Source organism: Bacillus paramycoides (assembly GCF_001884235.1).
Taxonomy (GTDB): domain Bacteria; phylum Bacillota; class Bacilli; order Bacillales; family Bacillaceae_G; genus Bacillus_A; species Bacillus_A paramycoides.
Map to the genome: position 1 here is coordinate 58,686 of NZ_MAOI01000023.1, position 26,294 is coordinate 84,979.

Sequence of the window (26,294 nt, forward strand, 5' to 3'; positions counted from 1 at the left end):
GTAGATACTAAAACGAACGAAAAGGTGATAAATAGATGAAGAAGAAAAATAAAGTGTTAATTACTAGTGTAGTAGCAATCGGAATTGCAGCTGGATCATATTTCGCATTTGCTGGCGGTGGATCTGAAGTAGCAATGGCATATGGCGGTTATAAAGTTACGGAAAAACAAATTGAAAACGCACAAAAATTTGGCGGCGAAGTTATCCCTAATGGTATTGAAACAATCTCATTCGATCCAACAAAAGGTACGTATGAATTAGCTGTTAAAAAAGGTGATGAAGTAAAAAAAGGACAGCTTCTTTTTAAATATAATGATCCAGTTTCCAAACAAGGCGTAACGGAAGCAGAAATGCAAAAGAAAATTGCACAAAAAGAAGTAACATTGTATCAAAAACAAATTGATGCAGCGAAACAAAAATTACAAAAAGATAAAAATGCAGGCCTTCCTGCCGAAGCATTAAAAGCATCGGAAATTGAAGTGCAACAGTTAGAATCGCAACTTGAAATGAAAAAGTTCGAAGTTGAAAAATCTGATGAAATGATTAAAGCAGCAAAAGAGAAAGTAAACACACTTTCTGTAACGAGCCCTGCTGATGGCGTAATTGATGATATCGTAAAAACTGCTGACGAAAAAACAGGTATGAGCGGAATTACTCTTCGTCACGCTGGTCCATTTAAAGTAAAAGGTCAACTTTCTGAATATGAACTTGCTAGTGTAAAAGTTGGGCAAGAAGTAACTGTTTCATCAAAAACTGTCGCTGGTAAGACTTGGACAGGAAAAGTAACAGAAATCGGTTCTACACCATTAAAGAGCATGGATGAAAATAAAACTGTTTCTAACTATCAATTCACTGTCACATTAGATAATAGTGAAGGATTACAAAACGGATTCCACGTATACGTAACGAGTAAATCAGGCGAAGCAACTGGTACGATTGTTCCGAAAAGCAGTATTGTGAAAAAAGGCGACAAAAATGTTGTCTTCGTTGTAAAAGATGGAAAAGCGAAAGAACAAGCTGTTACGGTTGAATTCGAAACGGATAGCGAAGCAAAGGTTGCTGGAGTGAAAAAAGGAGAACAAATTATCTCTAAACCTGAAAAAGACTTAAAAGATGGTATGGAGGTTGTCGTTGAATGATTAACTTAAAAGGCATCACGAAGTCCTTCCAAAATGGTGCAGAGTCAGTTCAAATATTACACGGAATTGACGTAACACTGAACCAAGGAGAATTCACTTCTATAATGGGACCATCTGGTTCTGGTAAATCAACGTTAATGAATATTATCGGTTGCTTAGATAAACCAACGACCGGTACATATGAATTAGCTGGGCAAAATATTTCAAACATGTCTGAAACAGAACTTGCACGCGTTCGTAATAAAGAGATCGGTTTCGTATTCCAAAACTTCATGTTACTACCGAGACTTACAGCACTTCAAAATGTTGAATTACCTCTTATTTACGCTGGAGTTGATAAAAAAGAAAGACGCGAGCGCTCATTAGCTGCTTTAACAAAAGTAGGCTTGGCCGATCGTGCTACTCACCTGCCGAATGAATTATCAGGTGGACAAAAGCAGCGTGTTGCGGTTGCACGTGCAATCGTAAATAACCCGAAATTCATCTTAGCCGATGAACCGACAGGTGCACTTGATACGAAAACAAGTACACAAATTATGGACCTCTTTTACGAATTAAACAAACAAGGCTCAACAATCATTATGATTACCCATGACCGTGAAATCGGGGAAGCTGCAGCCCGCCAAATTGTAATTCGTGACGGAAATATCGTCCAAGATTGGAGAGGTTAATTTTGAACACGAGTGAAAATATACGCATGGCCCTTTCCTCTATCTTTGCTCATAAAATGCGTTCTATATTAACGATGCTAGGAATTATTATCGGTATTAGCGCCATTATTACTATCATTTCAATGGGTGATGGTACAAATGCAAAGTTCAAAAAAGAATTAGGCCAAGGAAAAGATACTGAAGTAACGATTTACTACAACAATCCTGATTTTGGAACAAATAGTGCCAAAATCACAGCTGATATGTTAAAACGTCTTCAAACTGTGCCAGGTGTTAAAGATGTTTACCCAGATGTGAGTATGAAAGTAAAAGCATCATCTGGTTCAAAAGATGTCTCTCTTGATTTAAAAGGTGGAACAGGCGCCTTCATGACAGATGCGAAAATAAAATTAGTTCACGGTCGTGAATTAAATGATAGTGAATTAAAGCAAGCAATCCCTGCTGTTATTTTAAATGAAGAAGCTTTCAATAAATTATTTAACGGTTGGGAATCAAATTTATATACAGACATAAAAGGGAAACCGTATAAAGTAGTCGGTGTTTATGAAACAAAAAACGATTTCGGAATGGCTATGTCAGAAGGCTATACATCACTTGAAAACGCTCCTGTCATTTCAGGAGTAACTGAGTATGACTCTGTAAAATTAATACTAAATTCGCCAGCAGAGCGTAAAAGTGTAGAAAAACAAGCCGTTTCCGTTTTAAACGAAATGAAAGCTCCTAAATTTGAGCATAAATTTGAAGCTCAAGACATGGGTGAATTTACGAAGCAACTAGACGAATCAATCGGTATGATGAAAATGGTATTCGGTGGTATTGCCGCTATCTCTCTACTTGTTGGTGGTATCGGTGTAATGAACATCATGCTTGTATCCGTAACAGAACGTACACGTGAGATTGGTATTCGTAAAGCACTTGGTGCAACACGTGGTAAAGTATTAACACAATTCTTAATCGAATCTTGTATTTTAACGGGACTCGGCGGATTCATCGGATTCATGCTCGGTATTTTCTTCGCTTGGATCGTCTCAATCTTTGCCGGATGGCCACTCGTTATCTCAAAAGAACTTGGACTTCTTTCAGTAGGTATTTCAATGCTAATCGGTATTGCATTCGGTTTACTACCAGCTAACAAAGCTGCAAAACTTGATCCAATTGAATGTTTACGATACGAGTAAATAAAAAACGTAGGAGTTTACACTCCTACGTTTTTTATTTTGTTGAAGACAAATACAATTTTATCCGCATTTACGGGCAGTAAGAACCTCTAACTTCTACTATATAAATCTACAGCGATTCACGAACCAATTAATAACGATATCGTCCCTTCAAATCATGTTTCTTCTATTATATATATTTTATGTTACGAATATCTTTTTATCATTTAAACTTTCACTTCTTGCTAAAGCTATCATGCAATCATATTATTGCAAAAATAATATGTAATAGAACAAATTCAAGGCGTAATTTTTTCCATAACACAATTTATTTTGTAACAATTATATCTCTATTTTATTAAAATTCACCCTATATATATGACTTTACACGCCAAAACATTATACTTTCATAACTACATTATGATTCAAACAGTTAAACGCCTCTCTATTGTAACGTCATAGAAACTACTGCGTAACATTATTGACACATTGTTAATTCGTTGGTAATTAAAAAAGTATTGATTTTATGAATCATATGTTCTAATCCCCCGAAAAACGCAAAGAAAACGCTGTCAGGATATTACTGGAATTATTACAGAATATTAATGCCTCGTTACGAATGCTTTGTAGTTTTGTGTTTTCCGCAAATAAGAAAATAATGGTTGCTATAATGAGGTCAACGAAAACAAATGCAATGGAGGCTATTATGAAAAAATTTATGGGTATAGCAACAGCAGCGGTTTTTGGTCTTGGGATTTTCACAACATCTGCTAAAGCAGAAACTATCGTAACAACTGATGTATTGAATGTACGAGAAAACCCAACTACTGAATCAAAAGTTGTCGGTAAATTATTAGATGGATATAAAGTAGATGTTCTACATACAGAAAATGGATGGTCAAAAGTTAAATTAAATAACGGTAAAGAAGCTTTCGTAAGCGCTGACTATACGAAAGACACTTACTACGTAACAGCAAACGTATTAAACGTACGTGCTGGAGCAAATACAGATTCAGAGATTCTTGGTAAGTTGAAAAAAGATGATGTAATCGAAACAACACACCAAGTACAAGATGATTGGATCCAATTTGAATATAACGGCAAAACAGCTTATGTACATGTTCCTTACTTAACTGGTACAGCGCCAGTTAAAGTTCAGCCAGCAGTTAAGGCTGAAAAAGTAACTAAAGTTCAAGATACAGCTAAAGTTCGTGAAGCAGTTAAAGCTCAAGAGGCAGCTGAGGCTCAAGCAGCAGCTAAAGCTCAAGAAGCGGCTAAAGCTCGTGAAGCAGTTAAAGCTCAAGAGGCAGCTGAGGCTCAAGCAACAGCTAAAGCTCAAGAAGTGGCTAAAGCTCGTGAAGCAACTAAAGCTCAAGAGGCAGCTGAAGCTCAAGCAGCAGCTAAAGCTCAAGAAGCGGCTAAAGCTCGTGAAGCAGCTAAAGCTCAAGAAGAAGCTGAAGCTCAAGCAGCAGCTACAGCTAAAGAGGCAGCTAAAGCTCGTGAAGCAGCTGAAGCTCAGGCAGCGGCTGAAGCTCAAGCAGCAGCTAAAGCTCGTGAAGCGGCTGAAGCTCAAGAGGCAACTAAAGCTAAAGCTCAAAAACCAGCTACACAACAACCTGTTGCAAAAGAAACTGAAACAAGTGCACCATCTTCTTCTCGTGAGTTCACAGTTGTAGCAACAGCTTATACAGCAGATCCACTTGAAAATGGTTACAAAGCAGGCGACCTAGTAAAATCATCTATGGGTCATAATTTAACAGCAAACCCAAACATGAAACTAATTGCGGTTGATCCAAGCGTGATTCCATTAGGTTCAAAAGTATGGGTTGAAGGTTACGGAGTAGCAATCGCTGGTGATACTGGTGGAGCTATTAAAGGAAATAAAATTGACGTTTTAATGCCAGATAAAGGTTCATCAAGTAACTGGGGACGCCAAACAGTTAAAGTGAAAATTTTAAACTAATTACTATATAAAAGAGTCAGTCTCAACGTTGAGGCTGACTCTTTTTTTATGATTCTTATATTCTTTCCTTCTACTTCTCTCCCGTCCAAGTTAAAATCTATCCCTTTGAATTCTATATACGATAGACTACTATTTCAACAGAAAAAAGAGGATGCCATAGCATCCCCTCCTACCTTCTTTATTCCACATTAATTTATTTCTTTAGTGTAAATCCAAACTTATCCCAAGCTTGTAAATAATCTAATAAGAAAATTTCTTCCTCTACAACTCGGCCAACTACATTTGTTTTCCCCGTATTCACCATATCTTTTAAGGCAAGTTGTAATTCACCTTTATATTGACCGTATTGTTCATTATCAATTAAAAGATCCCCCCGCTTAATCTCGCGCGTATTATGCGGTTTGAATTCCTCTTTTTTATATTTCACACGACTTTGAGTAGAACGAATCATATATTCAGATACATCCCCGCGATAAAAATGAGGTTCGTCTAGCACGATAATTCTTTCTAACTCTGTTGTCGTTTCATAAATTTCTATATCAAAAGTTTGCTTATCTTTATTTAATTCACCAAGTGCCTCTAGTTCTTTTTCTGATGCATAAGCATTCGCAATAATAACATCATCAATTAATTCTGTCGCAAACAAATGCTTCGCCTGTGTTGTCATCGGCAATTCACGATGCTGCTCTAACGTACATAACCCTTCTGTTACTGGCCAAGGCCCATATGTTGCATCAAATGATGAAATAAATGCAGCCGTTCTCATGCCGTAATCTTTAAATTGCTTCGAGCATTTAATGAAATGATCGTATGATAACCCTGAATAACGGTGTGGATAAAAGTTATGACAGCCAATTAAATTTTCACGATTTGGTCTATGACTCATAATGTTATCTACATACTTTGTGCCATTGCTCATATTAATCTCAATTTTTAAGCCGTACGGATTGTACGTCATAATCGATTCTTCTAAACCAGAGAAACCAACATCTAAACGAATACCGTAAGCACCTAGTTCATGGAAAAACGATAAATCATTATAAGAAATATCTAGTTGCTCAAAAACAGACGGACTAATATCAACCAATACTTGGAACCCTAATGCATTCGCATGAGAAATCGTTTCTTTAAACTCTTTTACAATTCTCTCTTTTTCGCCATCTACAGATAGTAAACATGTGAATACACGTGTAAATCCGTATTTACTTGCTAATGTTAAATATTCCTTATCTTTCTCTACTGTCGAATGTTCTGGATAAATAGAAATACCTAATCGTCTCATATGTACACGCCTCTTTCTTCATCATATTGTAAACCTTTTCAAATATATGTAGTGAAAAAGTATGTATCCCCTTCTCGTTCACCACTTTTTGAATCCGCTTTCTGAAAAGAAAAAACAATTTCTATCATTCATAACAAATACTAGTCTATACATCTATACTTTACATCTTTTTTTCATAGTTGTGTAGCCTTTACACAAATTTGTCAGTTTTTCTGCCTTAAAAATTGTTATGCGTTTTCAATGCACCTTCCTTGACTGTAACATTGACCAATACATATACTCGAAAGAACAGAGAAAACTTTTATATAGGGGATGAATATATGGGAGAGGCAGTACTCGTAAAACGAGAACCGTTATGGACGAAAGAGTTTATTGCGTTAATTCTAGCAAACTTATGTATGTTTTTAGGATTTCAAATGTTAATTCCAACTTTACCTGTTTATGTGAAAGAAATTGGCGGCACAAGTTCAAATATCGGATTTGTTGTCGGCATGTTTACCGTTGCGGCACTATTTGTTAGACCGCTAACTGGAAACGCCTTGCAAAAATTTAATAAAAAAATCATTTTAATGATTGGTACTGCCATTTGTTTATTAGCTATGGGTAGCTACCTTTTCGCTTCAACCGTCTTCCTCCTGCTTGCCGTTCGCATTTTACATGGGGCTGGGTTCGGCATTACAACGACTACATACGGAACTGTCGTTTCAGATTTAATTCCGCAAGCTCGCCGCGGAGAAGGCATGGGATATTTCGGTCTTTCTGGCACTATTGCAATGGCACTCGGTCCACTTATCGGACTTTGGCTTATGCAAACATATAACTTCACGATTCTTTTTTTATGTGCACTCTCATGTACAATTGTTTCATTAATATTAACGAAACTACTTCAAATCAAAAAAACGCCGCAACCACCACAGCAAACATCTGGTACCTTTCTGGATGGATTTATTGAGCGTAAAGCTTTACTTCCTTCATTATTAATATTATGTATTACGTTAATGTACGGAGGAATTGGGAGCTTCATCACATTATTTGCTACGGAAGTTGGCATTGCTGACATTAGTCTCTTCTTTTTATTTAACGCACTTGCAATCGCTGTAACTCGTCCATTTTCCGGAAAATTATATGATGCGAAAGGTCATACATTCGTCATTATTCCAGGAGTTATTATAACGTTTACAGGTATTATATTACTGTCGTATACAACTACAATTCCGAGCTTAATTATTGCGGCAGCGTGCTATGGAAGTGGTTTCGGAGCAATTCAACCAGCACTACAAGCATGGATGATTGATCGAGTAGCACCACATCGACGAGGAGTAGCAACAGCAACATTTTTCTCAGCATTTGACCTTGGAATTGGTGCTGGAGCGATTATATTTGGATTCATTGCACACTTTACCAACTATGCAACTGTATATCGTTATTCCTCCCTATTACTTATCGCTTTCCTTTTCATTTACATCACAAACTTACGGAAACAAAAACAGAAGGATAAAACTAATGAAAAAGCTGCTGGATAATTCGGCAGCTTTTTTAATTTAAAACATCATTGATTGTCCTACATATTTTTTTAACTTTCATCAAAAAATATGTAGAAAAATGAAATTTTAATCGATAGTTTTCCTCACCTATTTTTACTACCTATAAATAGTGTGATAAATATGACTTCTTAACAAAATTATCGTGTATTGAATATGAAAACCAATTAAATCCAGGTTTTTCTTTAAAGATTTGTAAACTTTTCACCCCTTTGTAAATTTAGTGTAAATTTTACAGGTGAACCGTTTACAGTGCCTCAAGGTTTAGTTAATAATTACATCGTACATGAAATTTAAGGAGTGGAATGCGTGGAATACAATATTCAAGATATGATCTTCCAGTTCATTGGTGGATTAGGTATTTTCTTATTCGGGATTAAATACATGGGCGATGGACTGCAACAAGCAGCTGGAGATCGTCTTCGCGATATTCTAGATCGCTTTACAACAAACCCACTTATGGGTGTACTAGCAGGTATGTTAGTTACTGTATTAATCCAATCAAGTTCAGGAACAACTGCTTTAACAGTCGGACTTGTAAGTGCCGGATTTATGACATTAAGACAAGCAATCGGTGTTATTATGGGTGCAAACATCGGTACGACAGTTACTGCATTTATTATCGGGATTAAAATCGGAGAATACGCGCTCCCAATTATGGCAGTTGGAGCTATCTTATTATTCTTCTTTAAAAATAAAAAAGTACATTCTGTAGGTCAAGTTGTATTCGGTTTTGGTATGTTATTCTTCGGTTTAGAATTAATGAGCACAGGTATGAAGCCTCTTCGCTCTTTAGAGTCATTCCAAGAATTAATGGTTAGCATGAGCGACAATCCAATTTTAGGTATTGTTGTCGGTACAGTCTTCACTTTAATTGTACAAAGTTCAAGTGCAACAATCGGTATTTTACAAGAACTATTCGGTCAAGGCGCAATCGATTTACAAGCTTCTCTTCCTGTATTATTCGGTGATAACATCGGTACAACAATTACAGCGGTATTAGCAGCAATCGGTACTTCAATTGCAGCAAGACGTGCAGCATTAGTTCACGTTATCTTTAATATCGTCGGTACAGTTATCTTTACGATTTTATTAGTACCATTTACAAATTTAATTCAATACTTCCAAACGTCATTAAACTTAAATCCAGAAATGACAATTGCATTTGCACACGGAACGTTTAATGTAACAAATACTATTATTCAATTCCCATTCATTGCTGTATTAGCATGGATTGTAACAAAAATTATTCGCGGCGAAGATTCTGCTATTAATTTCAAACCGCAACATTTAAATCCGATTTTCATTGAGCAATCTCCTGCTATCGCATTAACAGAAGCTCAAAAAGAAATTATCCGTATGGCAGAGTTTTCATTACATGGATTAAAAGAAGCAAACCAATTTTTAAATACACAAGACAAAAAACACGCTAACATGGCTACTCAATTAGAAGGAGCTATTAACAATTTAGATAAAAAAATTACCGAGTATTTAGTTTTACTATCAGAAAAACCACTTTCATCTACAGACTCTGAAAAACATTCAGTTCTAGCAGGTGTTGTTGGAGATATTGAACGTGTCGGTGATCATGTAGAAAACCTTGTAGAACTTGTAGATTTCCAAATTTCAAACCGTGTTTCACTATCAGATGAAGCACTAGCTGAACTAAATGAAATGCTTGAGTTAACAATTTCAACATTACAAGACGCAGTTGAAGCTTTAACAAACTTTGACACTGAACTAGCTCAAACTGTTATTGCAAAAGAACGTAAAATTGACCAAATGGAACGTGTTCTTCGTAAACGTCACGTATTACGTCTAAACGAACGTAGCTGTTCAGGTGATGCAAGCATCATTTTCGTTGATATGGTAAGTAACTTAGAGCGTATCGGTGATCACGCTGTAAATATTGCTGATGGTGTTTTAGGCGAACAAGGTAAGATGGGATTAAAACAATCATTATAATAGGAAAAGAGACGCTCTAATTAGCGTCTCTTTTTTCATTTCATATTCACGACTGTTCTTCCTTTTAACTTTCCTTGCAGTATAAGTGCAAATTTCTCATCTAATTTTTCTAATGTACATTCTTCTGTATAAGGTACTAACTTTGAATTTTTCCACTCATTCGCTAATAATGCCCACACTTCTCTTCTCACATCTACCGGACAGTGAACTGAATCTATTCCTAAAATGCTGATCCCCCGTAATATGAATGGGTATACAGTTGTATTTAACTCATGCCCTGCTACATTACCACACGTCGTTACACAACCTCCATACTTAACTACCTTTAAAGAACTTTCTAACATGTTCCCACCAGCTGTATCGATAACACCTGCGTATACGCCCTTCAACATCGGTTTCCCAGACTTATCATGCAATTCTTCACGATGAATAGCTTTTTTCGCTCCTAGACGTAGTAGCATCTGCTCCTCTTCCATTTTCCCAGTTGCCCCTACTACGTTATATCCTAGCTTCGCTAAAATGCTAACTGCTACACTACCTACTCCGCCAGTAGCACCAGTTACTAAAACATCTCCCATATTAGGCGTAATTCCCGCTCTAATAAGCTTATATACCGATAAAGCAGCTGTAAAACCTGCTGTCCCATACATCATACTTTCCTTCAAAGACATTCCTTCTGGTAAAGGAACGACCCAAGATGATGGCACGCGAATATATTCTCCGAAACCACCAGAAGTATTCATACCTAAATCATATCCGGTTACAATAACTTGATCTCCTTCCTTAAAGGAGGCATTTCTACTACTAACAACCTCTCCTGCCGCATCGATACCAGGTGTGTGAGGGTATGTTCTCGTTACACCTTTATTACCATTAGCTGAAAGGGCATCTTTATAATTTAATGAAGAATAATGAACACGTATTAATACGTCTCCTTCAGGTAAACTATTTATTTCTCTCTCAACAAGAGTTCTTTCAAATTGATTATTTTCCTTTTCTTTCACGACCATCGCTCGGAATGATGTACAATTCATTATGCTCTCTCCTTCATCCGTAAAATTCTTCCTTATTATATAGAAAATATAAGTAAGACTACTCATTTCTTCTTGACTATATTTCAACAAATCTTACTTCTCTATCACTTTCTCACAATACATATTTTCATTTCTACTAAAACAACTTATACTTATCCTACATTCTAAAAATAAAATATAGAAAATCTGACTTTTTATAAATAAATTGAATTTTTACGAAATGTAAATGATTTGTAATGTTTTTTTTCGCTAAATTTCATTATAATAAGTGGATATGAGTGTCGTATTTCAATCCAAATGAAGGAGTACAAGAAATGGAGCAAAACCCATCTTTGCAAGAAAATACACGAAACAACCCGAATAAGAGTAGGAAAAAAACAAAAATTATTATAAGCGTTATTCTATTATTTTTAATAGTAGGTGGCAGTTATACTTGGTTTTTAGTCAATAAAGCATCTTCTGCTGTTCGAAACGCCGCTCACGATTTAGCGCGCGGTGATAAATCTGATTTACGTGATAAAGCTGTAAAACCTATTACAAATAACGTCTCTGTCTTAATAATGGGTGTTGATGAAAGTGATGTCCGTGGGAAAGAATATGGTGAAGCTATAAGAACAGATGCACTGTTACTTGCAACGTTTAATAAAGATAGCAAAACTGTTAAACTATTAAGTATTCCACGTGACACATATACTTATATTCCAGTAGAAAAGAAAAAAGATAAAATTACACACGCTCATGCATTCGGTTCTACTAAAAATGGAAAAGATGGTGGACCACAAGCAAGCATTGATGCAGTTGAAAATTTAATGAATGTTCCTGTCGATTACTTTGTAAAATTTAACTTTAAATCATTTATAAAAATCGTCGATGACTTAGGCGGTATTGAAGTTGATGTACCAGTTGAATTCACTGAACAAGATAGCAATGATAATGCTGAGGCCATTCACCTGAAAAAAGGTGTTCAAAAGTTAAATGGCGAAGAGGCTCTTGCTCTGGCTAGAACACGACACATTGATAGTGATGCGATGCGTGGACAACGTCAGCAACTCGTTATTGAAGCCATTTTAAAGAAACTAACAAGCGTTGGGTCCGTAACAAAAGTTGGTAACATCATTGATGATATTAACGGCCAATTCGTTACAAACTTAACATTCGACGATATGCTTTCATTCTATAAATATGGATCAGATTCTACTATTGAAAAATTACAAATTCAAGGTGAAGACTGTTACATGGCAAAAGGTGATGACACATGTAGTAAATCTCCTGGTGGTGGTCGAACGTACTACTACAATCCAGATAAAAAAGACTTAGCTAATACTACAAACGAACTTCGTAGTCACCTTGGGCTACCTGCATATACAAAATCTGACTCTGATTCGAAAAAAACAAGCTCAGAGAAAACAAAAGAATCTACATCCGATTCGAAAAAAACAAACTCAGAGAAAACAAAAGAATCTACATCCGATTCGAAAAAAACAAACTCAGAGAGAACGAAAGAAACTGACTCTGAGAATACAAACAAACATGAATCAAGTAACAACAAACGTAATGATAATAGCAGTGAAGATACAGAAACATCGTCTAATGACAATGAATAAAAAGAAACCGTACTCTATGGAGGTAGAGTGCGGTTTCTTTTTTAAGATAAAAATCAGAACTTTCTAACTATCTTTTTTAATATTTTTAAATTATAATAAATAGTAGTAATCTATTCCAATTACCAGGGGGCTCATACATATGAAAGCTGCAGTAAAACATAACATTTCAGATTTTAAAGACTACTTAAAATCCAACGACATATACATGGAAGAAAATATAGATGAAAATGATGGTTCTGTTCATTTTTCAGTAGGATTAGAGACAGAAGCTGGCGCAAAAATTCAACTTATCGCTGCTTTCCAAAACGAACATCCTACTGTGGATATATACTGCTTCAATGTTGCTCATGTACCTGATGCAACATCAACAAATGATATTTTACACGTCATCAATGAATTAAACACATCTTATCGATTTGCAAAATTCACACTAAACAAGCAAAATGCAATTGATATTTCAACATCTCTTGCATTCTCAGAACCAAACTTTAATCCAGCACTTGTCTTTGAACATACGAGAATGCTATATAAACTGGCGAACGATGAATATAAGAACTTAATGAAAGTTATTTGGGCATAAAGTGAAACTATAATCAGTGGGGGTTTTGTTCATCCCCCACTGATTATCAGCCCTCACCAATCGGGCGTTTACGGGCAGTTGATCTCCCACCTAACTTCTTTGCTCCAGCCGAATTTTAAGGTGGGAATTTTACTGCCCGTTAATGCGGGATAAATAAAAAGATGGTGCTACAAGCAGCACCATCTTTTTATTTCGATATCATATCAACCCACATCTTTATCGCAGTTCCTACAATTAAAGCAGACAATACGTATTGTAAAACTTTTTGATTCACTCTCTTCCCTACTTTCACTCCAAGCGGAGCGGCAAATAAACTTGCTACCGCAACGATAAGAGCTGGGATAACAACTACTTGTCCCGTAATCACTTTCCCAGTAGTAATCCCTACCGAGGAAATAAAAGTAATAGCGATAGATGTTGCTATTGTCGTACGTATCGGTAGTTTTAAAACAACTAACATAATCGGAACTAAAAGAAACGCACCACCAGCCCCAATAATGCCGGAAACACTGCCTACAATAAACGCTAACATACTAGCTAGCCATTTATTATACATAGTTCCTTCTGAATCCTCACAGTTGTTTCGCTTCGGTATAAACATCATAATAGCCGCGATAGTAGCTAATATTGTATAAACAACATTTACAGTATGCTCATTTAATAGATTCGCGCTAAAGCTACCTACAAAGCTTCCTATTAATATACTAGCTCCCATATACACAACTAACGTTTTATCCATATCGTTACTTTTCCGATATGCCCACGCACCTGCAAAAGTTGCAAAAAACACTTGAACCGCTGTAATACCGCTCACTTCATGTGATGTATAGCCAGCAAATCCTAGTAATACCGGAATGTATAAGATCATCGGATAATTAATAATTGCCCCGCCAATCCCAACCATTCCTGATATAAACGATCCTATAAACCCAATAATAAAAAGCAGTACTGTTAAACTCATATTTCATCCCCCGACTTCTAAAAAGAAGGTGATTTAAATAAATAAATTCACATTCCCATCCGAAGCATCTGCTAAATATGCACCTACTCCTGCAAACTCTACCCCTTCCATAATCTCTTCCTCTTTTAACCCTAATAAATCTACTGTCATTTGACAAGCTACAAGCTTAACTCCTTGCTCTTTCGCCATATCAATTAAGTCTGGCAAAGGCATCACATTATGCTTCTTCATAATTCCTTTAATCATTTTTGGCCCCATACCAGCAAAGTTCATTTTTGATAATCCCATCTTATCCACACCGCGCGGCATCATTTTTCCAAACACTTTCTCTATAAAAGTTTTCTTTACTTCCACATGCTCATCTTTCCTGAGGGCATTTAAGCCCCAGAAAGTATGAAAAATAGTCACCTCTTGATCATATGCCGCTGCACCATTTGCAATAATATAAGCTGCCATCGCTTTATCATAATCTCCACTAAATAAGACAATTGTTGTTTTCTTCTGTTGCTCCATGTTGTTCCTCCTCCAAATTACCTATAGGGGTATTTAAACCCCTATAAAAAATCGCTTATTTTCGCCCTATTCTACTTTACCTTCCCAAGCTAACATACCACCTACCATATTGATCGCTCGAAAACCGTAGCTCTCTAAAAATTGAACTGCTCTTGCACTTCTCCCGCCAGAACGACAAACGATAATATATTCCTGATTTTTATTTAACTCATGCATACGAAATTCTAATAGCCCTAGTGGAATATTACATGCTTCTGGAATTTTCCCTTCAGCTACTTCTTCTACTTCACGTACATCTACGATATTTACTGCTTCTTTACGTAACAATTTTTCTTCTAATTCTTTTGCAGTCATTTCTTTCATGTTTCCCATCTCCTTCTTAATTACAAGCATTCATACCGCCTGAAACATTTGTAATATGTTGAAATCCTAGTTTTTTTAACATTTTCGCTGCTTGTTTACTTCTCATTCCACTTTGACAAAGAACAATAACTTCTTTACTTTTATCTAATTGTTTCGCTTTATTAGCCAGTTCATTTAATGGGATATTCCGAAACCCTTTAATATTATTTCCTCTATATTCACCAGGTGTACGTACATCAATAAATTGTTTATTATTTTGCCCCATCATACGCTTCAATTCTTTTCCTGAAATATTTTTTACTCCTCTAGCTGGTAAGAAACGAGAAATGATAAACCAAGTTACAAGTATAATTAAGATTATATTCAATATTGTCTTTCCATCCATATAATGATAGCCTCTTTCTGTTATATTTTTTTATCCCGCATTAACGGGCAGTAAGACACTCACCTCAAAATTCGGCTAGAGCAAAGAAGTTAGGTGGGAGATCAACTGCCCGTAAACGCCCGATTGGTGGGGGATGAACAAAACCCCCACTGATTAAAGTTTCACTTTATTCGTCGCTACACTATAACTTTGAATACAAAACCCCTTCTTGTTTAAAAACCGAACACTTAAATTTCGATCTACTTTATTATGAACAATAAGATGTATCGGTTTATTTGGTATTTCATAATAGTACCGCTTTAAATACGCATACGGTATACACATAACTTTAGAAGTATGATTACCGTGACTCTCTGTATAGTCACGCACATCTATAACAATAACATCCTCACTTTGTCTTACTTGCTCTATTGAAATATGTGCAACATGTAAAACAGGAACGTAACGTTTTAATATATTTCCTATTATCAATACTATTATGGGTATAACCATATAAAACATATATGACGATCCTCTTCACTTCTAATAATGAGCAGAGAATACCCTCCACTTTTCATTGAAATATTATGCTTTCTTGATCCAAAACTTTAATTCGCCTTCTTCTTCCGTATGTTTTAACACTTCATGACCGCCTTTTTGTGACCATGCTGGAATATCTTTAATCGCACCTTTATCTGTTAAGTGTACTTCTAACACTTCTCCTGATTGTAATGCTTCCATTGCTTTCTTTGTTTTTACAATTGGCATTGGACATGCTAATCCTTTTACGTCTAATACTTCTTTCACATTCATCTTACATACCTCCGCTTTTTTTATAATTAAGCCTTCTTAATCCAGAACTTTAATTCGCCTGCTTCTTCCGTATGTTTTAACACTTCATGACCACCTGTTTTTGACCATGCTGGAATATCTTTAATTGCACCTTTATCTGTTAAGTGTACTTCTAACACTTCTCCTGATTGTAATGCCTCCATCGCCTTCTTTGTTTTTACAATTGGCATTGGACATGCTAATCCTTTTACGTCTAATACTTCTTTCACATTCATCTTATATACCTCCACTTTTCATTTCATTTAGAATCGAATTAGTCGTGAACAGCACAACGGTTTGGACCAATCTCCATTTCACGCTCTTCTTCTTGACTTGGGTTTAATTGCCCCATATTTGTTTGACGAATTTCTTGATATGCATTCGGTTGAGGTGGTAAATTCTCTGTTACAACTTTACGAAACTCTCCCTCATCCTCAATATTTAATCCTGCATTATACTCAAATAAATCTTTTAATTTTGCGCTAACAATCCCACTCTCGTTCATTTCACTTATTTTTGAATAATGAGCCGGCAACACAATTAAACTTTGAGATAGTTCTTTATATCGGCTATATAAAGTATTACGTAAATCACTTACCCAATCTTCAGCTTTCCCAGCAAGATCCGGACGCCCAATCGAATCTACGAATAAAATGTCTCCTGATAATAAATACTCATCATCTACAATAAATGAAGTACTACCAATTGTATGTCCCGGCGAATAGATTGCTTCGATATCAATCTTTGTTTCCCCAACAGTAATTACAGCACCTTCTACAAGTGGTTCGTAAGAAAATACAACTTCTTCCGCATCTTTCGGCGGTAACCAATACGTCCCATTTACTTTTTCAGCTAACTTACGACCTCCTGAAATATGATCGGCATGCAAATGCGTATCCATTACATTTGTAATTACAGCACCTTGTTCCTTTGCAAATTCCTCATATGCCTCAACTGTTCGTACTGCATCAATAACAGCTGCTTCTCCTTTAGAAATGACCATATATGATAAGCAACCTTTTCCAAGGCGGTTAAACTGATACATACTTCCGCCATCTTTTAAATCTCCAACTTTTATAGGCTTTACATATTCACTCCAAGCCTTCATACCACCAGCTAAATAATAAATATTTTCTAATCCAGCCTCTGTTAATTTCTCTGCCACAAATATAGAAGATCCTTCTTTTGCACATACTACTAAAACATCTTTATCTTTAGGTAATTCACTTACAATATGATCTACACCCTCTAATAAATCAAAGTACGGCACATTCATTGAAGTAACTTCTTTCCCTTCAATTTTCCAGTTTTCATAATCCGCTTCATTACGTACATCTAAAATAAATAACTCCTCATACATAACCTTTTCTGCAACATCTTTTGCTGCTAAATGTTTAACCTTCATTCTATTACCCCCTATGGTATATTTATACTTAAAATTTTTTTCCTTATCTTTTTTCTATCTTTCCATTCCAATGCAGCATGCCAGGAATAACATTCTTAACATTGTTAAACCCTTGCTTCTCCAATAGTTGACAAGCAAGATCACTGCGATTTCCTGTCCGACAAACAACATATATTGGTTTTGTTTGACTTAAAACACCTTGTTTTTCTTCTAACTCACCTAACGGAATTGAAATTGCAGATGGGATGTGTCCAAATGTATATTCCGCTTCTTCCCTTACATCTAAAACGATGCATTCTTCGCCAGCTAGTAACTTTTCTTGTAATTCCTCATTTGTTACTGTATGAGCGTATTTTACTAATTCGTTTATTTCTTGCGCACTCGCTTTTCTTACATAATGTTTTAAGGTATCTCCCTCTTGCTTTGTACCTATATATTGATGACCAACATTATTGGCCCAACTTTGTAAATCTGCTGTAGAGCCTTTATCTGTTGCTTCTATTTCAATCACTTGCCCAGATTGTAATGCCTCCATCGCCTTTTTTGTTTTCACAATCGGCATCGGACATGCTAATCCTTTACAATCTAAATGTGTATCTACCTTTATACTCATATTGACTTCCTCCTCAAAGTATATATACATATACCTGTACGGGTATATTAAAATGTTATTTAAAATCTGTCAACAAATAAGTTTGACAGATTATCGGCTTTTTACTAGTAATTGAACAGCTTCTTTAATAAGATCCTCATTGGAACCATCACCTTTTTCAAACTGTTCACGTAAACATTGTTCCAAATTTGTTCCCACAATTAATCCAATCGAGCGATCCAATGCAGAACGAGAAGCAGTTAGTTGTGTGATTACTTCCTTACAATCTTTTCCTTCTTCCATCATACGAAGCACACCACGAACTTGCCCTTCAATACGCTTTAATCGATTTTTTATATCTTGATTATATTCCATTCTATAATCACCTCATTACCATTATGTCACTATTTATAGCTTATGACAATATATTATACCCTGTAGGGTATTTTGTAAAGCCCTTAATTTAAATTTTTTAACCTAAATGTGAAAAAAGCATATCGTGAGACTTCTATCCTTATTTTTTGAGCCTATACAAAGCTGAATTTTACGAGCAGCAATCTCCCACCTAACTCCTTTGCTTTACAGCCGAATTTTGAGGTGGGAGTCTTACTGCCCGTTAATGCGGGATAAACATCAATATACAATACGGTCTGGTAATACTGTTCCGTATAATTTAAAGCCGCCATCTACATTCTTTACCTTATATCCTTTTTCCATTAACATGCGCGCTGCAACATACCCTCTCATACCAAGTTGACAAGTAATATATATTTCTTTGTCCACTGGCACTTCATCCAAACGATCACGTAATTCATCTAACGGAATATTAATAGAACCATTAATCATTCCCTGTTTTAGTTCATTAGGCTCTCGAACATCAATAAGATACCCACCATTTTCAACAATACGATCTATTTCATGCCATTGTACCGTGTCCACAAAACCATCTACTATATTACTTGCCACATACCCCACCATGTTTACTGGGTCTTTTGCAGAAGAATACGGGGGTGCATATGATAATTCTAAATCCGGTAAATCGATTACAGTTAAATTTGCCTTCATTGCCGTTGCAATAACATCGATACGCTTATCTACCCCGTCACGTCCTAAAGCCTGTGCTCCGTAAATTTTCCCACTATCTTTATTAAATATTAATTTTATTAGCACTGGCGTAGCATTTGGATAGTACCCCGCATGAGAGTTTGCCTGTACATGTACTACCTCATAGGGTATATTTAATCGTTTTAATATTTTCTCATTTACTCCAGTCGTAGCAACTGTTAAATCAAAAACTTTAGCCACAGAAGTTCCCATCGTACCTTTATATAAAGAATCCGTATGACCATGAATAATATCTGCTAACATGCGACCTTGACGATTAGCCGGCCACGCTAAAGGAATCATTGTTTCTGTTTCTGTAACAAAATCTTTCACTTCAATCGCATCACCAATTGCATATATATGTGGGTCCGATGTTTGAAATTTCTCATTTACCTTTATCGTTCCTCTAACTCCTAGTTCTAATTCTGCATCCTTCGCTAAACTACTCTCTGGTTGTACACCAATTGCTAAAATAATCATATCAGTCTTTATTATTGAACCACTTTTTAAACGTACAACAGTCCCGTTCTCTTCTAATGCATCCACACCATCTTCAAAAACAAGCTCAACATTGTGATTTTTCATATGCTCATGTACATATGCTGCCATTTCATAATCGATCGGTGGCATAACTTGATTTGCCATCTCTACAAGAGTAACATCAATTCCTCGTTCTCTTAAGTTTTCAACCATTTCCACTCCAATAAATCCTCCACCAATCACCGTCGTATGACGTGGTTTCTTCTCATCAATGTACGCTTTAATACGATCTGTATCAGGTACATTTCGTAATGTAAACAAAGCCTTTGCTTCTTCAATACCCGGAATAGGTGGAACAATTGGTTTCGCCCCTGGTGAAAGAATTAAAACATCATATTCCTCGTTATATGTTTCATTTGTAGTTACATTCTTTATAGTAATTGTTTTCTCTTCTTTATTAATCTTTACGACTTCACTTAATACACGTATATCTAAATTAAAACGCTTTGACATCTTTTCAACAGTTTGTACTAATAGTTTTTGTCTTTCTGTAATTACACCGCCAATATAGTATGGTAATCCACAGTTTGCAAATGAAATATATTCACCGCGCTCAACCATAATAATTTCATCTTCTTCACTTAAACGACGAAGTCTTGCAGCTACTGATGCTCCACCAGCAACTCCACCTACTACAACAATTTTTCTAGACATATTTCAAACCTCCATATTATTTATTATTTAATTTCCTCATGTATCACATACAGAAAACTCATACCCGTATGGGTATATAATAAAATACACAAAAATTATTTTCAATACATATCTCTTTCTTTCACAAATTCGAAACAAATAAAAAAAGAACCTAGACATCTTTATCAAGACCTAAATTGAAAAAAATCTTAATTTATAAGGACTCTAACAAAATATTCATGTATATTATGTAGAAATCAAAAAGGATCTTCCGTTGAAGATCCTTTTTGATTCTTGTTTAACTAACGCACCCGTTAGTTAAATAACAGAAGGTTTTTTAGTCAAGAACCACTCCAATAGTATTACGGTATTAAATTACATATCAAAAGGTTCAAGCTTCAAAATAAATTCTTCAACATCCTTGCCTCTTGCGTTGGAAAACCCCTTATCTTCAGAGGTGATTTTAAACCCGCATTTTTCCAATACCCTGATGGAGGCGAGGTTATCTTTAGCGGCACGAGCATAGAGCGGGCGTACCTTAATATACTCCAGAAACTCTGACAACGCTTTAGTTGCAATACCTTGACTCCAATATTCCTTCCCAATCCAGTAGCTTACTTCGGGTTCGCTGAACTGTTCAAAGTTCGAGACGTGTCCAGTGACAATGCCATTGAATAATATAGTCTTAATTGTGATGGTCTCGTCAGCGATAATTTTTGTCCAATGGTCAAAAAATGCGTCCTTATCAGTGGGGTCTTTAGCTGTAAAAGCAGCCATATAGTTAGCCGTTGAATCTAGTTGTTGTTCATAAAAGATAGGAAGATCTTCCTCTGTGATATCTCGTAGCTTCACTTCGCTTTTGCTAATGGATTCCATATAATTCACAAGCCCCTTAACATATTTTTGAATATAAATTCTTCAAATTTTAGAGAAATTCCTTCTTCAACTATCCTGCTTCGTTAGTTGAATAAGAAAAAGAGTTACCGAAGTAACTCATATATGCCCTTATATTGGACATAGTATCCGCTTCTCATTATAGTCTGTTTAAACATCCCCAAGTTCTTTTCTGTATAGTTCTATAGCTTTCTGTATGATTAAATCCATGCCTAAAGGCGACGTAGTATGGGGTAATACTTATTTTTGACGGCTGAATTTCATTTACGAATGAAGTAATTTGTCATACTTCCTATAATCTCTTTGCAAAACTATAATCCATGTCTCCACCTAACGCTGCAGCTGTATCACCAGTTTCTCTAAAATCATGTTTATAAATTTGTTCAAATGAACCGAAATCTACCTGCTTATAAAATTCAAAACAAGGGAATCCATCGTGTTCTCCTTGAATATCGATGCTACCATCCTTTTTAACACATACAGTTAATAAATAATCTACAGGAGGTGCATATACATTTAATGGATTACTAGCGCTTGCACTCATTTTGAATTGTACACCGTCAGAATTCCATACAATATCAGTACACACAATATTTTCGGTACTTGCTTTTCCTGTTCTTTTATTCACAGAACCATCTGGATTCGTAACCTTTTCCGTCGTAATACCTGTGTTTGCATATGAAAACACTTCTTCTTTATAAAAATCTACTACTACCTCTTGCTCAACTCTAGAGCGCATAGTATTTACCGCATGCGGTGTAAATTCACGTGAATCACCTTCGAATTGAATTACTTTCCCTGTTTGTACATCTTTCTTAGGTTCTGTCCAAGACATTGGAATAAATACGTTAGCTCTAATTTTAACGATATTCGTCATAAGAAACACCTCTATAATTTTATTTTAGATACTGCATACGATTGAATAAAACAGACCACCATTTCGGCCCCATAATCAAATGCTTTCTCTTTTACGTTTGCTACTTCCTTCTTAAAAATAGCGCTATATTTATATCTAGATTGCCGTTTTAAAGCTATATTCCATTTCTCCAGCTAATGCTGCTGGGGTATCATCCGTTTCTCTGAAATCATGTGTATATATTAATTCAAATGAACCAAAGTCTATTTGTTTATAAAATTCATAGCACGGGAAACCATCATGTAAACCTTCAACATGCACAGCACCACTCTTACTAACTCGTATAGTCAAAAAATAATCAGCTGCAGGTGCTGCCGCGTCTAACGGATTGCTGGCACTTGCTCTCATTTCAAATGAAACCTCATCCTCACTCCATGCAATATTAGTACATACAATGTTTTCTGTACTTGTTTGTCCTTTTTGATACTCAATTGAGCCATCTGGATTTGTAATTTTCACAGTGACGATACAAGCATCTGCATATGTGAAAATTTCTCTTTTATAAAAATCAATATTCACTTCTTGCTCTAATCTTGAACGCTTTGTGTTCACAGCGTACGGTGTAAATTCACGTGCATCTCCGGCATATTCAAAAACTCTTCCTGTTGCAGGATCCTTAATAGGTTTCAGCAAAGCATACGGCGCAAATACACTCCCTCTAATTTTAACGATATTAACCATGTGAAACCTCCATTATTTCTATTTAAATAAATCATTATTTGTTCTAGCACTACAATATAGTCAATTTGATTGACTATAAGCAAGGAGGTTATATACATGGATCATCAAACATTTAACGAATTAGACCTTACTTCACTTTTATCATTATCATTCAGTACATTAATTACTGAACTACATGACAGATTAAGTGAATTGGGATTTGAAGATATTAGACCAGCACATGGTTTTATGTTCAAACGCATCCTTCCAAATGGAGCAACAGGTATAGAATTAGCTGAGTATTTAGGGGTTTCTAAGCAAGCTGTAAGTAAAATGGTCGATTCTCTTGAGAATAGTGGCTACGTTACACGCAAAACGCACCCTACTGATAAAAGAGGTAAAATCATTGTTCTAACCGAACGTGGTTTGTCAGTAATGAAAGCAAAAGAAGAAATAGTAGCTGAAATAGAGCAGCGATGGATTGAAAACATAGGTGCAGAAAGAATGCAATTGCTCAAAGAAGATTTAACAACATTCGTTACTAAAGAAAATACAGGTAAATTAGCATCGAGCATACGACCTGTTTGGTAAACGAACTCTGTATAATAAAAAGAACGGACAAGAAATTCTTTGTCCGTCCTTTTTATTACATCACACATACTTCCGATGCACCATCTTCCCATCATAAGAAAACACAACGCCCTTACTCTCCACATTGGACTCCATATGCACCGTTCTTCCCCATAACTGATGAATGTATGGCAATACTTTTTCTAAGTATTTTAAATCTAGTTCAATTCCTTCGTAGCTATGTTTAATGTACAATTCTCCATTCTTTAAGTAGTCTCCATCTTCTACTACTAAGTACGGGAAACCTCCATTTGTGCGCATATTTACGAGTTGATCGCGTACATGTTCCCACTCTTTATCAATTACTTTATATTCTTTTCCTTGGCGCTGGAATAAGTACATATCTTCTCGCATTACGAGTTCTTTATTTAAGTAGTTTCTTAGGAATGATACGTCCCATTCAATTTCCCGTACTTCAAAGATTTTCTCACGACCAGAACCTGGTTTTACACCGCGTCGCTTCATTTCTTCTGTCGGGTTGTTATAGCGTTCTTCAATATCTTCAAACATTTTAATACCGAGGTAGTATGGATTAATACTTGTTTTTGATGGCTGTACGACACCTGCGTTTAATTTCGCAAATTCAATTGCTTCATCAGATGTTAAATCCATTTCACGAAGTATGCGTTGATGCCAGTAGGAAGCCCAGCCTTCGTTCATGATTTTCGTTTCAAGCTGCGGCCAGAAATATAACATCTCCTCACGCATCATCGTTAATATATCGCGCTGCCAATCTTCTAGCTCCCGACTATATTCTTCAATAAAGAGAAGTAAATCTTTCTCTGGTTGCGGAGGGATTTTCTTCTTTTTATGCATATTAGGTCGTTCTCTCTTTTTGTTTCGATCATCTAAATTCCATAAATCATCGTACTGTGATCTCTTTTTCTTTTCTACATCCTCTTCTAAATCTTCAATACTCCATGCAAGTTTCGGACGCATTAGTGACGGATCAATATGTTCTTGAATGGCAAGTACGGCATCTAAAAATGTTTCTACCTCTGCTTTTCCATACTTATGCTCATATGCTTTCACACGATCCGCTGTTGCCGCCATACTCTCCACCATATCCCGTTTCGTATTAGAGAACCGAATATTATTTTTAAAGAAATCACAGTGCGCTAAAACGTGCGCCACGATTAGTTTATTTTGAATTAAGGAGTTCGTATCTAATAAAAAGGCGTAACATGGATCAGAGTTAATAACGAGTTCATAAATTTTACTAAGTCCCAAATCGTATTGTAATTTCATTCTGAAAAATTGCTTTCCAAAACTCCAATGTGAAAACCTCGTCGGCATCCCATATGCACCAAATGTATAAATAATTTCCGCTGGACATATTTCATAACGCATCGGATAAAAATCAAGCCCAAATCCAGTCGCAATTTCAGTAATTTCCGCAATCGCATATTGCAGTGCTTTATCGTCACTTGCTCTCATTATTTTCCCTCCTTACACTTTCCCTTAAGAAAGTGTATGATGAGGAACAAGCTTTCATGAGGATTGATTGCATAATAAAAAGACACCCCCGCAAAAACGAGAATGCCTTTTTCCAATTACCCTTCAATAATCTCCATCTTCTCCGTAATCGGCGTACGCGCTTTTCCTTCTGGTGCTTTATCGAAATAGCCGATATGAAGAATTCCAACAATGCGTTGGCCTCTTGTTAAACCGATTCCTTCTATAAATAGTGGATTGTAGTTTAATCCACCTGATTTCCAAACACTTCCTAGGCCGCGTTCCCAAGCAAGCAACTGGAAGTTTTGCATAAATGCACATGTTGCAGCGTAATCTTCGTCACGTTGAATTTGACGTGGATCTTCATCAATGTAAACAACGATTTGTGCAGGTGTGCTTAAGAAACGGTCAGATAAAATTTTGCCGCGTTTCGCTCTTTCTTCTTCTGTGAAAGAGTTTAATACTGCGTCTACTAATTTCTGACGGCCTTCTCCAATGTATAATTTACAATTCCATGGCTCACGATGTTTATGATTTGGTGCCCATGTTGCGTCGTTTAATAGTTCAATTAATAGCTCTTTTTCTACTGCTTTATCTGTAAATGTACGAACAGAACGTCTTTCTTTAATAACGTTTGCGATGGAAGTATATGTCGTCATATTTTTCTCTCCCTTATTTTCATCTATATGTATAAGTTTATTATTGATATTGATTTTCAATTTCGATTATAACCTAGTTTTTTACTATTAATCAATGTTTTATGTTGGAAAACTTATAAAAAATTCTTTTTCTACTGTGAATAAAAAAACTTAGCTTGTTCACAAGTTTTTCACATTTTATGGAAATGATAAGTGTGAAGTTTTCCACATTATCCATCTAGGAGGAGTTTGTATGTACAAGAAAATCGCAGTAAGTATGACTATGGCAGCATTATTATGCGGAGTATCTATCTTCCCTGTTTCTGCTGCTACGCCAGTTCCATCAAAAGAAGCGATGATGCATCATCATAAACCAATTTCAGAGGAAGAAATGAAGTCGCTCGAAAAACTCGGCTATAACAAACATGAAATTTGGAAAGCTGCACACATTGCAAGAATAAGCAAAAAAGAAATTAAAGACGTTTTAACTTACTATAAACAAAATAAATCTTGGGAGAAAACGGCACAGCATTTCGGTGTAGACCCAAGTAAATTGAAAAAGCATCATATGAATAAAGAAACGAAAAAAGCATTGCTACAAGAGCTAGCAAACATGCACAAATCTACACCGGATCAGCTAAAACAAAAAATGAAAGAGTATAACATCGGCTTACGTCATCTCGCGGTGCTAACAATCATCGCTCAAAAAAGTAATACCCCTCTCGATGATGTACTGAAAATGAAAAAAGATGGAATGAACATTAAACAAATTGCAGAAAAATTAAATGTAAAAAAAGAAGATATACGACCAGAAATGATTAAATTAGTGAAGTCTATTAAAGAAAAGAAAACAAATTAA

General features: G+C 35.9%; 28 protein-coding genes. 10 read left to right on the top strand and 18 right to left on the bottom strand.

Features of this window, described 5'->3' with window-relative positions:
* The first annotated feature begins 35 nt into the window (after positions 1 to 35).
* From BAU28_RS03730 to entC, 4 genes are all read left to right on the top strand, one after another.
* Entirely contained in the window at positions 36 to 1,139 is a 1,104-nt protein-coding gene (locus tag BAU28_RS03730; RefSeq protein ID WP_071717788.1) for an efflux RND transporter periplasmic adaptor subunit, read from the top strand.
* Complete coding sequence (locus BAU28_RS03735) at positions 1,136 to 1,810, top strand: ABC transporter ATP-binding protein (RefSeq protein ID WP_000609103.1); 675 nt, start codon at positions 1,136 to 1,138, stop codon at positions 1,808 to 1,810. Before BAU28_RS03730 ends, BAU28_RS03735 begins: the two co-directional genes overlap by 4 nt.
* Positions 1,811 to 1,836: 26 nt before the next feature.
* Positions 1,837 to 2,988: an ABC transporter permease gene (locus tag BAU28_RS03740; RefSeq protein ID WP_420271350.1), complete on the top strand. Its 1,152-nt coding sequence runs from the start codon at positions 1,837 to 1,839 to the stop codon at positions 2,986 to 2,988.
* 562 nt (positions 2,989 to 3,550) lie between these two features.
* On the top strand, positions 3,551 to 4,930 hold the full coding sequence (gene entC / locus BAU28_RS03745; RefSeq protein ID WP_071717790.1) for a cell wall-binding protein EntC: 1,380 nt from the start codon (positions 3,551 to 3,553) through the stop codon (positions 4,928 to 4,930).
* 193 nt (positions 4,931 to 5,123) lie between these two features.
* Here the strand turns inward: entC and BAU28_RS03750 are convergent, their stop codons facing one another.
* On the bottom strand, positions 5,124 to 6,212 hold the full coding sequence (locus BAU28_RS03750) for a DUF871 domain-containing protein (RefSeq protein ID WP_071717791.1): 1,089 nt from the start codon (positions 6,210 to 6,212) through the stop codon (positions 5,124 to 5,126).
* A 320-nt stretch (positions 6,213 to 6,532) separates the two neighbouring features.
* Here BAU28_RS03750 and BAU28_RS03755 point away from each other — a divergent pair, with 320 nt between their 5' ends.
* Both BAU28_RS03755 and BAU28_RS03760 read left to right on the top strand, forming a co-directional pair.
* Positions 6,533 to 7,735 (top strand): MFS transporter, encoded by a 1,203-nt coding sequence (locus BAU28_RS03755; RefSeq protein WP_025150244.1) that lies wholly within the window; start codon positions 6,533 to 6,535, stop codon positions 7,733 to 7,735.
* Between the two features lie 327 nt (positions 7,736 to 8,062).
* Positions 8,063 to 9,718, top strand: coding sequence for a Na/Pi cotransporter family protein (locus BAU28_RS03760; protein WP_071717792.1), 1,656 nt, complete (start codon positions 8,063 to 8,065; stop codon positions 9,716 to 9,718).
* A gap of 35 nt (positions 9,719 to 9,753) precedes the next feature.
* On the opposite strand, the gene BAU28_RS03765 is transcribed toward BAU28_RS03760, so the two are convergent.
* Entirely contained in the window at positions 9,754 to 10,839 is a 1,086-nt protein-coding gene (locus tag BAU28_RS03765; protein WP_116500288.1) for a YhdH/YhfP family quinone oxidoreductase, read from the bottom strand.
* Between the two features lie 227 nt (positions 10,840 to 11,066).
* Between BAU28_RS03765 and BAU28_RS03770 the strand changes: the two genes are divergently transcribed.
* Positions 11,067 to 12,356: an LCP family protein gene (locus tag BAU28_RS03770; protein WP_071717837.1), complete on the top strand. Its 1,290-nt coding sequence runs from the start codon at positions 11,067 to 11,069 to the stop codon at positions 12,354 to 12,356.
* Between the two features lie 139 nt (positions 12,357 to 12,495).
* Positions 12,496 to 12,936: a hypothetical protein gene (locus tag BAU28_RS03775; protein ID WP_000642362.1), complete on the top strand. Its 441-nt coding sequence runs from the start codon at positions 12,496 to 12,498 to the stop codon at positions 12,934 to 12,936.
* A gap of 187 nt (positions 12,937 to 13,123) precedes the next feature.
* Here BAU28_RS03775 and BAU28_RS03780 read toward each other — a convergent pair whose 3' ends face one another.
* From BAU28_RS03780 to BAU28_RS03845, 14 genes are all read right to left on the bottom strand, one after another.
* On the bottom strand, positions 13,124 to 13,897 hold the full coding sequence (locus tag BAU28_RS03780; RefSeq protein WP_071717794.1) for a sulfite exporter TauE/SafE family protein: 774 nt from the start codon (positions 13,895 to 13,897) through the stop codon (positions 13,124 to 13,126).
* A 33-nt stretch (positions 13,898 to 13,930) separates the two neighbouring features.
* Positions 13,931 to 14,410 (bottom strand): DsrE/DsrF/DrsH-like family protein, encoded by a 480-nt coding sequence (locus tag BAU28_RS03785; protein ID WP_071717795.1) that lies wholly within the window; start codon positions 14,408 to 14,410, stop codon positions 13,931 to 13,933.
* A 66-nt stretch (positions 14,411 to 14,476) separates the two neighbouring features.
* The gene (locus BAU28_RS03790) at positions 14,477 to 14,773 is read right to left on the bottom strand and encodes a rhodanese-like domain-containing protein (protein ID WP_002170491.1); all 297 of its coding nucleotides are present in this window, start codon (positions 14,771 to 14,773) and stop codon (positions 14,477 to 14,479) included.
* A 16-nt stretch (positions 14,774 to 14,789) separates the two neighbouring features.
* Positions 14,790 to 15,158, bottom strand: a complete 369-nt coding sequence (locus BAU28_RS03795; RefSeq protein WP_048373624.1) for a rhodanese-like domain-containing protein — start codon at positions 15,156 to 15,158, stop codon at positions 14,790 to 14,792.
* A 153-nt stretch (positions 15,159 to 15,311) separates the two neighbouring features.
* Positions 15,312 to 15,659, bottom strand: a complete 348-nt coding sequence (locus tag BAU28_RS03800) for a sulfurtransferase (protein ID WP_071717796.1) — start codon at positions 15,657 to 15,659, stop codon at positions 15,312 to 15,314.
* A gap of 63 nt (positions 15,660 to 15,722) precedes the next feature.
* On the bottom strand, positions 15,723 to 15,950 hold the full coding sequence (locus BAU28_RS03805) for a sulfurtransferase TusA family protein (protein WP_025150236.1): 228 nt from the start codon (positions 15,948 to 15,950) through the stop codon (positions 15,723 to 15,725).
* Positions 15,951 to 15,976: 26 nt separating this feature from the next.
* A complete protein-coding gene (locus tag BAU28_RS03810; RefSeq protein WP_048373627.1) occupies positions 15,977 to 16,204 on the bottom strand; it encodes a sulfurtransferase TusA family protein in 228 nt (75 codons plus the stop codon).
* Positions 16,205 to 16,242: 38 nt separating this feature from the next.
* Positions 16,243 to 17,373 carry an MBL fold metallo-hydrolase gene (locus BAU28_RS03815; RefSeq protein ID WP_071717797.1) on the bottom strand — a complete coding sequence of 377 codons (1,131 nt, stop codon included), beginning with the start codon at positions 17,371 to 17,373 and terminating at the stop codon, positions 16,243 to 16,245.
* A gap of 43 nt (positions 17,374 to 17,416) precedes the next feature.
* Entirely contained in the window at positions 17,417 to 17,986 is a 570-nt protein-coding gene (locus BAU28_RS03820; RefSeq protein ID WP_071717798.1) for a sulfurtransferase TusA family protein, read from the bottom strand.
* 90 nt (positions 17,987 to 18,076) lie between these two features.
* The gene (locus tag BAU28_RS03825; RefSeq protein ID WP_002170484.1) at positions 18,077 to 18,340 is read right to left on the bottom strand and encodes a metal-sensitive transcriptional regulator; all 264 of its coding nucleotides are present in this window, start codon (positions 18,338 to 18,340) and stop codon (positions 18,077 to 18,079) included.
* Between the two features lie 258 nt (positions 18,341 to 18,598).
* Positions 18,599 to 20,263, bottom strand: a complete 1,665-nt coding sequence (gene cdr, locus BAU28_RS03830) for a CoA-disulfide reductase (RefSeq protein ID WP_071717799.1) — start codon at positions 20,261 to 20,263, stop codon at positions 18,599 to 18,601.
* A 354-nt stretch (positions 20,264 to 20,617) separates the two neighbouring features.
* Positions 20,618 to 21,118 (bottom strand): GNAT family N-acetyltransferase, encoded by a 501-nt coding sequence (locus tag BAU28_RS03835; protein WP_071717800.1) that lies wholly within the window; start codon positions 21,116 to 21,118, stop codon positions 20,618 to 20,620.
* A gap of 310 nt (positions 21,119 to 21,428) precedes the next feature.
* Positions 21,429 to 22,013, bottom strand: coding sequence for a DUF3238 domain-containing protein (locus BAU28_RS03840; protein ID WP_048373637.1), 585 nt, complete (start codon positions 22,011 to 22,013; stop codon positions 21,429 to 21,431).
* A gap of 135 nt (positions 22,014 to 22,148) precedes the next feature.
* Complete coding sequence (locus tag BAU28_RS03845) at positions 22,149 to 22,733, bottom strand: DUF3238 domain-containing protein (protein ID WP_071717801.1); 585 nt, start codon at positions 22,731 to 22,733, stop codon at positions 22,149 to 22,151.
* A gap of 96 nt (positions 22,734 to 22,829) precedes the next feature.
* Between BAU28_RS03845 and BAU28_RS03850 the strand changes: the two genes are divergently transcribed.
* Positions 22,830 to 23,303 carry a MarR family winged helix-turn-helix transcriptional regulator gene (locus tag BAU28_RS03850; protein ID WP_071717802.1) on the top strand — a complete coding sequence of 158 codons (474 nt, stop codon included), beginning with the start codon at positions 22,830 to 22,832 and terminating at the stop codon, positions 23,301 to 23,303.
* A gap of 60 nt (positions 23,304 to 23,363) precedes the next feature.
* Here BAU28_RS03850 and spoVR read toward each other — a convergent pair whose 3' ends face one another.
* Positions 23,364 to 24,779 (bottom strand): stage V sporulation protein SpoVR, encoded by a 1,416-nt coding sequence (gene spoVR / locus BAU28_RS03855; RefSeq protein WP_071717803.1) that lies wholly within the window; start codon positions 24,777 to 24,779, stop codon positions 23,364 to 23,366.
* Between the two features lie 116 nt (positions 24,780 to 24,895).
* Positions 24,896 to 25,456: a nitroreductase family protein gene (locus BAU28_RS03860; protein WP_048373653.1), complete on the bottom strand. Its 561-nt coding sequence runs from the start codon at positions 25,454 to 25,456 to the stop codon at positions 24,896 to 24,898.
* A gap of 232 nt (positions 25,457 to 25,688) precedes the next feature.
* Between BAU28_RS03860 and BAU28_RS03865 the strand changes: the two genes are divergently transcribed.
* On the top strand, positions 25,689 to 26,294 hold the full coding sequence (locus BAU28_RS03865) for a hypothetical protein (protein WP_071717804.1): 606 nt from the start codon (positions 25,689 to 25,691) through the stop codon (positions 26,292 to 26,294).

What these genes read in the sequence shown, in the direction of transcription:
- BAU28_RS03730 (WP_071717788.1), top strand. Translation starts at nt 36, where the DNA reads ATGAAGAAGAAAAATAAAGTGTTAATTACTAGTGTAGTAGCAATCGGA.
- BAU28_RS03735 (WP_000609103.1), top strand. Translation starts at nt 1,136, where the DNA reads ATGATTAACTTAAAAGGCATCACGAAGTCCTTCCAAAATGGTGCAGAG.
- BAU28_RS03740 (WP_420271350.1), top strand. Translation starts at nt 1,837, where the DNA reads ATGGCCCTTTCCTCTATCTTTGCTCATAAAATGCGTTCTATATTAACG.
- BAU28_RS03750 (WP_071717791.1), bottom strand. Translation starts at nt 6,212, where the DNA reads ATGAGACGATTAGGTATTTCTATTTATCCAGAACATTCGACAGTAGAG.
- BAU28_RS03755 (WP_025150244.1), top strand. Translation starts at nt 6,533, where the DNA reads ATGGGAGAGGCAGTACTCGTAAAACGAGAACCGTTATGGACGAAAGAG.
- BAU28_RS03770 (WP_071717837.1), top strand. Translation starts at nt 11,067, where the DNA reads ATGGAGCAAAACCCATCTTTGCAAGAAAATACACGAAACAACCCGAAT.
- BAU28_RS03775 (WP_000642362.1), top strand. Translation starts at nt 12,496, where the DNA reads ATGAAAGCTGCAGTAAAACATAACATTTCAGATTTTAAAGACTACTTA.
- BAU28_RS03780 (WP_071717794.1), bottom strand. Translation starts at nt 13,897, where the DNA reads ATGAGTTTAACAGTACTGCTTTTTATTATTGGGTTTATAGGATCGTTT.
- BAU28_RS03785 (WP_071717795.1), bottom strand. Translation starts at nt 14,410, where the DNA reads ATGGAGCAACAGAAGAAAACAACAATTGTCTTATTTAGTGGAGATTAT.
- BAU28_RS03790 (WP_002170491.1), bottom strand. Translation starts at nt 14,773, where the DNA reads ATGAAAGAAATGACTGCAAAAGAATTAGAAGAAAAATTGTTACGTAAA.
- BAU28_RS03795 (WP_048373624.1), bottom strand. Translation starts at nt 15,158, where the DNA reads ATGGATGGAAAGACAATATTGAATATAATCTTAATTATACTTGTAACT.
- BAU28_RS03800 (WP_071717796.1), bottom strand. Translation starts at nt 15,659, where the DNA reads ATGTTTTATATGGTTATACCCATAATAGTATTGATAATAGGAAATATA.
- BAU28_RS03805 (WP_025150236.1), bottom strand. Translation starts at nt 15,950, where the DNA reads ATGAATGTGAAAGAAGTATTAGACGTAAAAGGATTAGCATGTCCAATG.
- BAU28_RS03810 (WP_048373627.1), bottom strand. Translation starts at nt 16,204, where the DNA reads ATGAATGTGAAAGAAGTATTAGACGTAAAAGGATTAGCATGTCCAATG.
- BAU28_RS03815 (WP_071717797.1), bottom strand. Translation starts at nt 17,373, where the DNA reads ATGAAGGTTAAACATTTAGCAGCAAAAGATGTTGCAGAAAAGGTTATG.
- BAU28_RS03820 (WP_071717798.1), bottom strand. Translation starts at nt 17,986, where the DNA reads ATGAGTATAAAGGTAGATACACATTTAGATTGTAAAGGATTAGCATGT.
- BAU28_RS03825 (WP_002170484.1), bottom strand. Translation starts at nt 18,340, where the DNA reads ATGGAATATAATCAAGATATAAAAAATCGATTAAAGCGTATTGAAGGG.
- cdr (WP_071717799.1), bottom strand. Translation starts at nt 20,263, where the DNA reads ATGTCTAGAAAAATTGTTGTAGTAGGTGGAGTTGCTGGTGGAGCATCA.
- BAU28_RS03835 (WP_071717800.1), bottom strand. Translation starts at nt 21,118, where the DNA reads ATGGAATCCATTAGCAAAAGCGAAGTGAAGCTACGAGATATCACAGAG.
- BAU28_RS03840 (WP_048373637.1), bottom strand. Translation starts at nt 22,013, where the DNA reads ATGACGAATATCGTTAAAATTAGAGCTAACGTATTTATTCCAATGTCT.
- BAU28_RS03845 (WP_071717801.1), bottom strand. Translation starts at nt 22,733, where the DNA reads ATGGTTAATATCGTTAAAATTAGAGGGAGTGTATTTGCGCCGTATGCT.
- BAU28_RS03850 (WP_071717802.1), top strand. Translation starts at nt 22,830, where the DNA reads ATGGATCATCAAACATTTAACGAATTAGACCTTACTTCACTTTTATCA.
- spoVR (WP_071717803.1), bottom strand. Translation starts at nt 24,779, where the DNA reads ATGAGAGCAAGTGACGATAAAGCACTGCAATATGCGATTGCGGAAATT.
- BAU28_RS03860 (WP_048373653.1), bottom strand. Translation starts at nt 25,456, where the DNA reads ATGACGACATATACTTCCATCGCAAACGTTATTAAAGAAAGACGTTCT.
- BAU28_RS03865 (WP_071717804.1), top strand. Translation starts at nt 25,689, where the DNA reads ATGTACAAGAAAATCGCAGTAAGTATGACTATGGCAGCATTATTATGC.